The sequence below is a fragment of the Lacihabitans lacunae genome, from assembly GCF_042649125.1.
GTDB classification, from domain to species: Bacteria; Bacteroidota; Bacteroidia; order Cytophagales; family Spirosomataceae; genus Leadbetterella; species Leadbetterella lacunae.
The window spans coordinates 3,526,913-3,539,305 of sequence record NZ_JBHRYQ010000001.1 but is presented as its reverse complement, the minus strand read 5'-3'; the positions used below and the strand labels follow the sequence as shown (position 1 = coordinate 3,539,305).

Annotated in this window: 9 protein-coding genes; 7 read left to right on the top strand and 2 right to left on the bottom strand. The window is 37.3% G+C overall.

Features of this window, described 5'->3' with window-relative positions:
* Window positions 1-110 precede the first annotated feature (110 nt).
* The gene (locus ACFOOI_RS15270) at window positions 111-2,069 is read left to right on the top strand and encodes a hypothetical protein (protein ID WP_379838880.1); all 1,959 of its coding nucleotides are present in this window, start codon (window positions 111-113) and stop codon (window positions 2,067-2,069) included.
* A 24-nt stretch (window positions 2,070-2,093) separates the two neighbouring features.
* Here the strand turns inward: ACFOOI_RS15270 and ACFOOI_RS15265 are convergent, their stop codons facing one another.
* On the bottom strand, window positions 2,094-3,443 hold the full coding sequence (locus tag ACFOOI_RS15265; RefSeq protein ID WP_379838879.1) for a sugar porter family MFS transporter: 1,350 nt from the start codon (window positions 3,441-3,443) through the stop codon (window positions 2,094-2,096).
* Window positions 3,444-3,679: 236 nt separating this feature from the next.
* Between ACFOOI_RS15265 and ACFOOI_RS15260 the strand changes: the two genes are divergently transcribed.
* The 6 genes from ACFOOI_RS15260 (at window position 3,680) to leuB (ending at window position 11,429) form a co-directional block, all read left to right on the top strand.
* Window positions 3,680-4,681, top strand: a complete 1,002-nt coding sequence (locus ACFOOI_RS15260; protein WP_379838878.1) for a T9SS type A sorting domain-containing protein — start codon at window positions 3,680-3,682, stop codon at window positions 4,679-4,681.
* A gap of 156 nt (window positions 4,682-4,837) precedes the next feature.
* Entirely contained in the window at window positions 4,838-6,370 is a 1,533-nt protein-coding gene (gene bshC / locus ACFOOI_RS15255) for a bacillithiol biosynthesis cysteine-adding enzyme BshC (RefSeq protein ID WP_379838877.1), read from the top strand.
* Between the two features lie 283 nt (window positions 6,371-6,653).
* Window positions 6,654-8,057: a 3-isopropylmalate dehydratase large subunit gene (gene leuC, locus ACFOOI_RS15250; RefSeq protein ID WP_379838876.1), complete on the top strand. Its 1,404-nt coding sequence runs from the start codon at window positions 6,654-6,656 to the stop codon at window positions 8,055-8,057.
* 75 nt (window positions 8,058-8,132) lie between these two features.
* Window positions 8,133-8,729 (top strand): 3-isopropylmalate dehydratase small subunit, encoded by a 597-nt coding sequence (leuD, locus tag ACFOOI_RS15245; protein ID WP_379838875.1) that lies wholly within the window; start codon window positions 8,133-8,135, stop codon window positions 8,727-8,729.
* Between the two features lie 66 nt (window positions 8,730-8,795).
* The gene (locus tag ACFOOI_RS15240; RefSeq protein ID WP_379838874.1) at window positions 8,796-10,307 is read left to right on the top strand and encodes an alpha-isopropylmalate synthase regulatory domain-containing protein; all 1,512 of its coding nucleotides are present in this window, start codon (window positions 8,796-8,798) and stop codon (window positions 10,305-10,307) included.
* Window positions 10,308-10,358: 51 nt separating this feature from the next.
* On the top strand, window positions 10,359-11,429 hold the full coding sequence (leuB, locus tag ACFOOI_RS15235; RefSeq protein ID WP_379838873.1) for a 3-isopropylmalate dehydrogenase: 1,071 nt from the start codon (window positions 10,359-10,361) through the stop codon (window positions 11,427-11,429).
* 76 nt (window positions 11,430-11,505) lie between these two features.
* Here leuB and ACFOOI_RS15230 read toward each other — a convergent pair whose 3' ends face one another.
* Window positions 11,506-12,372: an FKBP-type peptidyl-prolyl cis-trans isomerase gene (locus tag ACFOOI_RS15230; RefSeq protein ID WP_379838872.1), complete on the bottom strand. Its 867-nt coding sequence runs from the start codon at window positions 12,370-12,372 to the stop codon at window positions 11,506-11,508.
* Window positions 12,373-12,393: the final 21 nt, after the last annotated feature.

The following is a 12,393-nucleotide window of genomic DNA, read 5'->3' as shown; positions in this document are numbered from 1 at the left end:
AACTTTAAATAGAAGTTGATAACCAAGAGTATACTGTTTCGAAAATTACCTATTTTTGAATTACATTACCTATGATATAAACTTTAAATATGAACGAAACTAAGACAAATATGTCCCCATACGAAATTTGGAGGGCTACAAATGCAGAGAATAAACATCAATTTGCGAAAGGAAATGTTTCTTTCATAAAAGGCTTAATACCCGAACTTGCCGTAAAATTAGAGGTTATAGATGTGCTACAAACAATCCGTGGTAGATTTGGAACTCATGATCTTAGTAGAGCTTTAAACCCTGAAATAAAAATAGATAGCCCCGTAAAAGATGAAAGCAATGGAGATTGGCTTAAAAAGACCAACATGGTTGGGGTCAATATTAGAACAATTGGCAATTTCTTTAATCTAGTTAAATATGTCCTTACACTTTCTGAAGCACAAAACTCAATTCATATTCTTCCTATTTGGGAACCAGGCGTGGTGGCTAGTTTGTACGGAAAAACTAGCTGGAACATTAATCCTGAGTTTTTTAGTGAGGAACTAAGGTCCGTAATTCCAAGTTTGGACTCTGTAGAAAAACAACTGCAAGTAACCGTAAACTTGGTGCATCTAATGGGAAAAACCATCGGACTTGACGTTATACCGCATACTGACCGATTCTCTGAAATGGTTTTTTTAAACCCTCGGTTTTTTGAATGGGTAAAAAGACATGAGCATAACATCATTTGCTTTGACGGCCCAAACGCCTATGAGGTAGAACAAATCATTTGGGAGTATCTTTGGCAACACGGCCCAGCCCTAGGTCAAGAAATGTGGTTTAGCAAAGAAGATTTTTTCAATCCTGAATACCCTCACCTTTCTGAAAGAGCTAAATTAGAAGTACTTTTTGGAAACAAAGAAAATCAACAATTAAGACTTAATAGACGCCTAGCCTTGATGCAACGCTTGATAGACCAAGGCTATGAAACCATGCCCGTCACTATGGCTCCTCCTTACCGAGGGTTACATTTAGACGCTGAAGATTTCATAATAGATGAAATGAAAAACAAATGGTACAACTACCAATTTGATAAGCCTGAAGGCATGTCGAGGGTATTTGGACCACTAACAAGATATAAATTCTATGAACCAATTAGCCTAGGTTCTCAAGAGTTAGATTTTGAAAATCCTGTAACATTGGCATGGAAATATATTGCCTCACACTATGCCGAATGCCAATCTATCTACAATTTTGACTTTATGCGTGGTGATATGGCACACGTGCAGCCAAGAAAAAATGGTGTTCCCGCTGAAATTTCTGAATACTATGACCCTTTGACGTTTATCAAAAATTACATCAAAGAACATGTTCCATATTTTGCGTTTTTTGCAGAGACATTTCTTGCTCCACCTGACCAAATGGCCTATGGCGATGAGCCCGAGCACTTGGAAGCTGTAGAGGCAGAATCCACACTAGGCGATTTACAAGCAAGCCCAGTTGGTTCGGCTGAATTTATGGGTAAACTGGTAGATTATTTGGCCTTGACTGAAACTCGAAGATTTGCACCAAACTTTACCATTATTACGGCTGACAAAGACGACCCTAGGTTTGATATTTTCTATAAAAAAGCGAACCACCTTCGTTTTTTTGTGGGCTTGTTTTTGCTTGAAATGCCATCTTATATGTCGCTCGGTATGGAATGTAGAAACTTACATTTAGAAAGAGGGAAAAATGAAGAATATTCAAAGCTGTATGTATTTCAAATAACGGATGAAGCCGAAACTGACAAAGTAACGCATGGCCCTTTTGTGTGGGGAAAAAATTATAGTCAGTTTTTTGAATTTGAAAAGATTAAAAATCTATCGGATGAAATTCTTCCGGAGATTGCAGACTGTCAAATAAAGTGGCTTCAAAAGCCAACCGAGAAGGTTTTGGAAATGGTTTGGCAGTATAAAGAATATATTTTCATGGCTAACCTTAAACCTGAAGCTGCACTTAAATACAAGGCAGATAAAAACTGGCGTTTACTTTATTCAAGCAAAGATTTTGACAACGAGCACGAATGTAGGATATATTTAGAAAGCCCAAAAGTTTAAACTCTGGGCTTTCTGAATATTTAATTATTTCCACTTTTTTTCTATGTCTTCTAAACTCATTCCTTTGGTTTCAAATACTATGTATTTTGCAAAAAGGAGACCGAAAAGTACTACTAACATATATATACCAAATATACCGCCATTTTCTCCTAATGAGGTAGCTCGCATTATTGGGAAAGAGAAGGCTACTAACATATCAAAAAACCAGTGGTTGAAACTTCCCATACTAGCTGCAAATCCCCTGATTTTTAGAGGATAAATCTCAGAAATCAACAACCAACCCAATGGCCCCAAACTAACGGCAAAAAATATGATGTAGGTGTAAATACCCCCTACTAACATAACTTGTCGAAGCGATTCTGGCAAACTGTCTTTAAAATAAAATGCTAGACCAACTGTACCCAAACAAACCGCGGTACCTATTAAGCCCATGTATAACAAGGGTTTCCTACCCCACTTGTCTATAAAACGCATCCCCAATATAGTAGCTAAAGTATTTACAATACCCACGCCAACGGTAGCTAAAGTAGCTTGGGTACTTGTAAAAAGTTCTTTAAAAATATCTGTGGAGAAATAAATAATGGCATTTATACCCGAAAATTGCTGTATTCCGAAAATCCCAATGCCTATTAAAAGCGGTATTCTGAGTTTTTTAGAAAACAGCTCCCTCCAGTCGGTTTTGTTATTTTTTTCTTGCTCAATAAGATTCTGGGTTTCGTTAAACTCGGTTTCGGCTTCGCTAGGCTCCCTGAGTTTTTTTAAAACTTCTTTTGCCTCTTCTAACCTGCCTTTCGTTATTAGCCACCTTGGGCTTTCGGGTACAAACAACATACCTAAAAACAATAAAATAGCAGGCACAAACCCTGCCCAAAACATAAGTCTCCAGGCCGACTCAGCCGACTCAAACAAGAAACCAACAACATAGGATAGCAAAATACCTAATGTGATAGCGAGTTGAAAAAAAGTAACCAATTGGCCTCTTTTGTCTTTTGGTGAAAGCTCTGCCAAGTAAAGCGGCACTGTAGCCGCAACTATTCCAATAGCCAAACCCAACAACAACCGACCGCCGATGAGCATATTGACAGAGGAGGCCATGGCTGCCACTATAGACCCAAGCACAAATACCAATGAGGCGATGATATTGATTTTTTTTCTCCCTAATAAATCTGTTAAAAAACCAGACAAAAAAGGTCCAAACATAGCACCAATCAAAACGGCACTTACTACAAGCCCCTCTTGGTTTGGCGATAGCGAAAACTGCTCTCTGAGTGATGGTAAAGCCACATTAATTACACCAGTATCGAAGCCGAAAAGTAGGCCTCCCGTGGCGGCAATAGCCGCAATAAAGTAAAGTAAAAAGTTTTTGTTTTTCATAGGTAATTTTGATTTAATCCAAAACTACTAAAATATTGGCTTTAACCAAGAATGGATATAATAAACATATCTTTTACTTATAAAAACCACTCATTATTTTTTCTAAAAAAAACAAAAGTATCTTTAAATTATCTTTATTAAGCGGTATCATTGTTGTGTCAACTATATTGTTTTTAACTAGATAGAAACTTTTAGAAAAACATTGCGTCTTATATTCAGAATCAGATAACCAAAAAATGAAAAAGAACATTTTACTCTTACTTTTAAGTGCATTAATAATACCATTCACTTCTTACGCACAATGTGTAGCCACTGCTGACAATGGCGACTATACCGTTACATTAAACATATATCCCCAAGCTATAATCCCGTCTTCCTCATCATGCTTATATGGGTTTAATTATAATATTTCCGTAGGTTACGACATCCAAATAACGGGGACCAACCCTCCGTCACCGGCTAGCACTGCTTTGTATACCTCACAAGGAACCATCACTTGTAACAACGGCACCAACGGAAACCAAAGCATTTTTATAGATTTAAACAATGGCGTCTCTTCTACTACAACTACCTCAACATCAAACCCTTATTCCTCTTTATCAGATTGCAACACTGCCACTCCTGCTTCATATAATTGCAGTAGTTTTAGTTATGAAGTTCAAGGCCCAGGTTTATCAAAGGTAGTAAACTGCTCAGCAACAAGTTTTGCGATGCCGGTTCAAATAGTATCTTTTAATGGAAAAAATAAAAATGGATACAATGACTTAAAATGGAAGATAGCAAACCCCATAGACTTTGATTATTTTCAGGTTCAAAGAAGTTTTGATTCAAAGTCTTTTGAGACGGTTAGTGAAAAAATACCATTAAGAAATACTGAAGATTATTATTGGTCTGAAAAATCAAACTTGTCTAACAATTTTAACTATTACAGGCTTTTAATGAAAGATAAAGATGGCAGTATACGTTTTTCAAAAATAATATCAATTCAAAATTTTTCAAATGAAACAGATTTAGTTCTATACCCAAATCCAGTTGTTTCCGAACTTAACATAGCATGGAACTCCAAGATTTTTGAACCCACAAAAATGAAAGTTTTGGACTTAAAAGGAAATGAAATTTTAAACACAAAACCTGCCACAAAGATTGACCTTAAAAACTTACCCTCAGGAACCTACCAAATAACTTTAATGGATGACATAGGTATAAAAATGTCCGAGAAAATTGTGAAAATGAATTAATCAAGTTCTTCTAATTTTATATACTAAAAAAATACAACACTTTGGGTTTCAAAATAAAAACTAAACTTTGTGGCATATTCAAAAACAATCCGAATGAAACCCTTAGAGCACTTGTGTTGTTAGAATATTTTAGAAAAACTTCAAACTAGCAAAATAGTGCAAAAAATACCTTTCGCCCAGACAGGGGCCTTCCAAAAAATATTTCTAGACTTTATATCAAAAGAACCGGCAATTACGCCATTTTATGATGAATTTCCAGATCTCGAAGGTTTTGAAGCTATGATAACCAAAAGGAAATTTACACACCGCAAAGAGCTAGTTTCGGCACTTAAAAACCAATATATAAACCAAACTATACCAAATGGTGTAGAACTGTTGGCATCTGATGATACTTTTTGTGTGACCACCGGCCACCAATTAAATATTTTTACGGGTCCCCTATATGTAGTTTTTAAAATTATCAGCACTATAAACCTTGCCAAAAAACTAAAAGAAACATACCCCAATAAAAACTTCGTGCCGGTATATTGGATGGCAACCGAAGATCACGATTTTGAAGAAATAGCCTCGTTTTCGCTTTTTGGTCAAAAACATACTTGGGAAACTACCCAAACCGGTGCAGTAGGAAAAATGGACCCTCGAGAGCTAGCTTCTGTATTAGACGCACTGAAAGAAAAACCCTCGATTTTTGAAAAAGCATACTTAAACAATACTACTTTAACAGCCGCAGTAAGAGAATACATGCATGCCTTGTTTGGTACAGAAGAGCTAGTATGCATTGATGGCGACGATAAAATATTGAAAACCTTGTTTCAGGATATATTGACCGATGATTTACTAAATCATTCGGCTGAAACTGAAGTTGCTAAAACCTCAGCTAAACTTGAAGAGGTAGGGTATAAAGCCCAAATCCATGCGAGAAATATCAATTTGTTTTACCTGAAAGACAACATCAGAGAGCGAATTGAAAAAGACGGAGATGTTTATAATGTAATTAATACCGACATTTCGTTTTCTAAAACTGAAATCAAAGAAATGATTGCCTCTGAACCCGAGTCTTTCAGTCCAAATGTGGTTCTAAGGCCAATATATCAAGAACGAATTTTGCCAAACTTGGCTTACATCGGTGGGCCGTCTGAATTGGCTTATTGGCTGCAACTGAAAGGCATATTTGACAAATTTGAGGTTTCTTTCCCTATTCTTTGTCCAAGAAACTTCGGATTAATAGTAAACAGTGCTACGAAAAAAAGAATTGATAAATTGGGAATTGAGGTAACGGACCTTTTCCAAGACGAAGTTAGCTTAAGACGCGGTTTTGTAGAGAAAAACTCAAGCAATAGCCTTGAACTTTCAGAGCAGATTTTTAAAATTAACGATATCTATAAAGAAATCCTTAAAAAAGCAGAGGCTATAGACCCTACGCTTAAGTCTGTAGTAGAGGCCGATAAAACCAAAAATCAAAATAACTTAGAAAATTTAGAAAAAAGACTTAAAAAGGCAGAAGAGAAAAACTTTGAAACATCGGTGAGTCAACTTCTAAACTTAAAAGAAAAACTTTTCCCCGGCGATGGCCTCCAAGAAAGAAAAGAAAACTTCCTGAACTTTTATATTAACGACCCTGAATTTTTAAATAAAGTCTCAAAGGAGTTTGACCCATTGGAGTTTAGCTTTAACATTATTAATGTTTAAAATATCACCAAAAAATAAGCATTTTTGTTAAAATAGTACTGAATTAAAACGATTCCACAGCAGAATATATAGCATATAGTATATAATTTTGATTGTCTTTTATTCAATCATAGGTTTTAAAAATATTAAAAAACGGGGCTACGCTCCGTTTTTTTTATGCCCTATCAAAAAAGACCATTTTTTATATTTGAACCAATTTCGCTATTTTTTGAACGAAATCTAGTTTAGTACCTCCACAGAAATCATCACTTTTGTATCCTGAAAATTTAACATTCAATATATTATGTCTAAGAAAACACTTTTTGACAAAGTTTGGGATGCTCACGTTGTAAAACACATTGAAGACGGACCAGACGTACTTTTTATAGACCGTCATTTCATACATGAGGTTACGAGCCCAGTGGCATTTCTAGGATTGGAAAACAGAAATGTAGGCGTTATGTTTCCTGAAAGAACTTTTGCTACCGCTGACCACAATACTCCTACCATAAACCAACACCTTCCGGTTGAAGACCCACTTTCGGCCAATCAGCTAAAAGCGTTGGAAACTAACACGCAGAAGTATGGCATTTCGCACTGGGGATTAGGTGACCCTAAAAACGGAATTGTACACGTGGTAGGACCAGAAAACGGAATTACTCTTCCAGGTATGACTATCGTATGTGGTGACTCGCATACTTCTACTCACGGAGCATTTGGTGCTATCGCTTTCGGTATCGGAACTTCTGAAGTAGAAATGGTATTGGCTTCGCAATGTATCATGCAACCGAAACCAAAGAAAATGAGAGTAAACGTAAATGGTAAACTAGGAAAAGGAGTTTTGCCAAAAGACGTTACTTTATATATTATCGCACAGATATCGGCTTCAGGTGCTACCGGATATTTTGTAGAATATGCGGGTGATGTTTTCGAAAACATGACCATGGAAGGAAGAATGACCGTGTGTAACATGTCAATTGAGATGGGTGCAAGAGGTGGAATGATTGCTCCTGACGCTACAGCCCTGGCTTACCTAAAAGGCAGAGAAAAAACACCGAAAGGTGAAGCTTGGGACAAATTGGTTACTTATTGGGAAACTCTAAAAACAGACGAAGGTGCTGAGTTCGACTTAGAGTTAACCTACAACGCCGAAGATATAGAGCCTCAAATTACTTACGGAACTAACCCAGGACTGGGAACAGGAATATCACAATTGATACCTAAAGCCGCTGATGTAAAAGATGGAGAAGCGAGTTACAAAAAATCGTTGGCTTATATGGGCTTTGCCGAAGGCGAAAGTATCATTGGCAAGCCAGTTGATTACGTATTTTTAGGAAGCTGTACCAATGGCAGAATCGAAGACTTTAGAGCATTTGCTTCTATTGTAAAAGGACGTAAAAAAGCTGACCACGTAACAGCTTGGTTGGTACCTGGATCTCACATAGTAGAATCTCAAATCAAAGAAGAAGGAATATTAGATATCTTAACCGAAGCAGGTTTCACCCTTCGTCAGCCAGGATGTTCGGCTTGTTTAGCTATGAATGACGATAAGATTCCAGCAGGTAAACTTGCTGTTTCTACATCAAACAGAAACTTTGAAGGACGTCAAGGACCTAACTCTAAAACGCTTTTAGCTTCTCCATTAGTGGCAGCAGCAGCAGCAGTTAACGGTGTAGTGTCAGACCCTAGAGAGTTGATGTCTGCATAATCATTTATAGTATAATAATTAATTTTTGAAAAATCTGTCAAAAGGCACAGCCTACGACATAATACATATATTAAAATGGCATACGATAGTTTTAAAGTTTTAACATCAAGCTGTGTTCCACTTCCTTTAGAAAATGTAGACACAGACCAAATTATACCTGCTCGATTTTTGAAAGCCACTAAAAGAGAAGGTTTTGGGGATAATCTATTTAGAGACTGGAGATACAATGGAGACAATACTCCAAAAGCAGATTTCGTACTCAACAATCCTACCTACTCAGGCAAAATATTGGTAGCAGGTAGAAACTTTGGCTCTGGATCAAGCAGGGAACACGCCGCATGGGCCATCTATGACTATGGTTTTAGATGCGTAATTTCAAGTTTTTTTGCTGATATATATAAAGGAAACTCATTAAATATCGGTATTCTTCCTGTAACTGTAAGCCCTGAATTTTTAGATCAAATATTTGTGGCAATAGAAAAAGATGCTAATGCTGAAGTAACCGTGGACCTAGAAGCACAAAAAGTGACCATAGTTTCTACTGGTGCTTCTGAAAGTTTTGAAATAAATGGGTATAAAAAACATAATATGCTTAACGGTTTTGACGACATCGATTATTTAAAATCTTTGGAATCAGACATAAAAGAATTTGAAAAAAGCCGACCATTTTAATTCATAAATTCTCAATAATTTAGGAGTACAACAAAACCGGCACTTACTGACCGAAAATAAAATACAATGAGACACATTGAAATAATGGATACGACACTCCGCGATGGAGAACAAACCAGTGGAGTGTCGTTTTCGGCTTCAGAAAAACTTACGATTGCCCAGCTGTTGCTACAAGAAGTAAAAGTAGACCGAATAGAAGTAGCCTCTGCAAGGGTATCCGAAGGTGAACTTTTAGCAGTGAAAGGCATTACAAATTGGGCCTCAAAGGCAGGTTTCCTTAACAAAGTTGAAATTTTGACATTTGTAGATGGAGATGCTTCCTTGGAATGGATGCAGCAGGCGGGTGCTAAAGTCATGAACCTTTTAACAAAGGGGTCTTTAAATCACCTAACTTTTCAGTTAAAAAAGACGCCTGAGCAGCATTTTAAGGAAATAGAAGATGTAGTAAATAAGGCAATCAAACTTGGGATAGAGGTAAATATATATCTCGAAGACTGGAGCAATGGCATGAGAAACTCGCAAGAGTACGTATTGCAACACCTTGATTTTACTACTAAACTTCCAATCAAAAGGATTCTTTTGCCTGATACACTTGGCATACTTACACCTGAGGAGTCTTATGAATACGTAAAAGTTTTGGTAGACAAATACCCCGGTGTTCATTTTGATTTTCATGCTCATAACGACTACGACCTATCTGTAGCCAATGTAATGCAAGCCGTAAAAGCGGGGGCACATGGTCTTCACTTAACTGTAAATGGGCTTGGAGAAAGAGCCGGTAATGCTCCTTTGGCAAGTACCGTGGCAGTTCTCAATGACTTCATGAAAGGCTGTAGTTTTAATGTAGAAGAAAAATCGCTTTATAGAATCAGCCAAATGGTAGAAGGGTTTGCCGGTATCAGAATTCCCCAAAACCAGCCAATTGTAGGAGAAAGTGTATTTACTCAAACTGCCGGCATACATGCCGATGGTGACAAGAAAAATAACTTATATGTAAGCGACTTAAGCCCCGACAGGTTTGGACGAAAAACCCTATATGCACTGGGAAAATCTTCTGGCAAAGCCAACATTGAGCAAAACCTGAAGCTTTTAGGAATAACGCTTCCAGACGAAGATCTTAAAAAAATCACTCAAAAGATAATAGAATTGGGTGACAAAAAAGAGGCTGTAACTCGTGAAGATTTGCCATATATCATCGCTGATGTATTAGATAGACATGCGGTTGTTGAAAAAATCATTCTGCGAAACTATGTGTTAACTCACTCCAAAGGTCTAATGCCTTCTGCCACACTTTTGGTAGAGTTTGAGGGAGAGGTTTTTGAAGAAAACGCCCAAGGAGATGGACAGTATGACGCTTTTATGAATGCTTTGATTAAAGTATTTAAAAAGAAAGAGAGAGAACTCCCTCAACTGATAGACTATGCGGTAAGGATACCGCCAGGTGGTAGATCAGATGCTCTTTGCGAAACCATCATTACTTGGAAAGTTGGACACAAAGAGATGAAAACGCGAGGTTTGGATTCTGACCAAACGGTTTCAGCCATTGAGGCGACGGTTAAGATGCTCAACCTCATTTAAAAATTAAAAAAAACAAAGGAAAGTCTAGCCACTTTCGAAAATTAAAATAAAATGAAAAAACATATTTTAGTAGTACCAGGCGATGGTATTGGACAAGAAGTTACAGTAGTAGGAAAGGCCGTATTAGAGAAAATTGCAGCCAAGTTTGGCCATGATTTCACATACGACGAAGCCCTAATGGGACACGTAGCCATAGAAGCCACAGGAGATCCGCTTCCTGCTGAATCTTTAGAAAAAATGAGAGCATCTGATGCCATTCTTTTTGGTGCAGTTGGCCATGCTAAATACGACAACGACCCTACCGCAAAAGTAAGACCTGAGCAAGGTCTTCTAAAAATGCGTAAAGAGCTGGGATTGTTTGCAAACCTTCGTCCTATCAAATTATTTGATGAGCTTTTGGGTGCTTCTAGCATCAAACCAGAAATATTGAAAGGAGTGGATATCTTATTCTTTAGAGAATTAACAGGAGATGTTTATTTCGGAAAAAGAGAAAGAATAGACAATGGCAACACGGCATATGACACCATGATTTATAGCAAATATGAAGTGGAGCGTATAGCAAGAAAAGCATTTGATGCCGCTATGACTAGAGGCAAAAAACTAATGTCGGTAGACAAGGCAAACGTATTGGAATCGAGTAGATTATGGAGAGAAGTGGTTCTTGAAGTGGCCAAAGATTACCCAGAAGTAGAACTAGAGCACCAGTTTATTGACGCAGCGGCTATGTTGCTTATCAAAGACCCAAAGAGATTTGACGTAGTAGTAACTGGAAACATATTCGGTGATATACTAACCGATGAGGCTTCTCAAATAGCTGGGTCGATGGGAATGCTAGCTTCAGCCTCTGTAGGCGAAAGCACGGGCGTTTATGAGCCAATTCACGGCTCTGGTCATGACATCGCGGGTAAAGGAGTAGCCAACCCAATGGCTTCAGTACTTTCAGCAGCATTGTTATTAGATATCTCATTCGGACTTAAAGAAGAATCAGAGGCTGTTATTTCAGCAATAGACAGCGTCCTGAAGGCTGGATACAGAACAAGAGACATTGCAGATGCAACTACTCCTGCAAACATGATTTTAGGAACAGACGCTATCGGAAAAGAAATTTTGGATAGAATATAACCTCGAGATTAATTCATCAAAAAAGCCCATCCTTCAAATATGAAAGATGGGCTTTTTAGTTGCTTAATATTTCTTTTTATAAACCATTTACACTTACTATCTCTAAGTCAAATATCAATGGTGTGTAAGGAGGAATTTTCCCAGAACCTTTATCTGTATATCCCAAAGAAGAAGGCATTATGACCTTGGCCTTTTCACCCTTTTTCATTAGTTTAAGACCTTCAATAAAGCCAGGAATCAAAGATGTTGTCCCTAGCGTAACACTAAGTGTTCCGCTATCAAAAGAAGTATTATTGAGAAACATCCCATTGTAGTTTACAGAAAGTACATCACCTGTTTTTAAGGAATCGGCAGAAGTTGCAGCGTTTGTTCTAATGAACCTTAAACCTGTGTCTGTTTTCTTCGATACAACCAATTTGTTTTTAGAGATATAACTGTCTATTTTTTCTTCCTCTGAAATCAAGCCTAAAACTTCTAATTCAAGTACGATAACTTCATATTTTTCAACACCCGCGGGTGGGGTATCGTAATATGCCAAATAAGAGGGAATAAAAAACTGCCCTTTTTCTTTCTCTTTTAATAATAAAATAGAATATAAAAAGCCATCCAAAACCTTAGTAGTATACAAATTAAGCACCACTGAATCTGCAGCAGTTTTGGTTTCTATCACTTTTCCGGCTAAAGTTGAAAGCTTGTAGGCTACTCTTAAATCGTATTTTGAAGATACCTGAGTACCTGCATCATTTTTTGTTAATTTCTGATAGTAAATACTAGACTGTGTGTCTTGACTAAGAGTTATCCCATTGGTAGATGCATACGCCAATATCTGGGTCTCATTTTCTTTGTAGGACTTGTCCAAATCACTCTCTACATATTTCCCCAAGCACGAGCTCAACAAAACTGCAGTTACCAACACTAAACCTAATCTTTTAAAAATCAACATATTAACAAAAAATTTAATTAC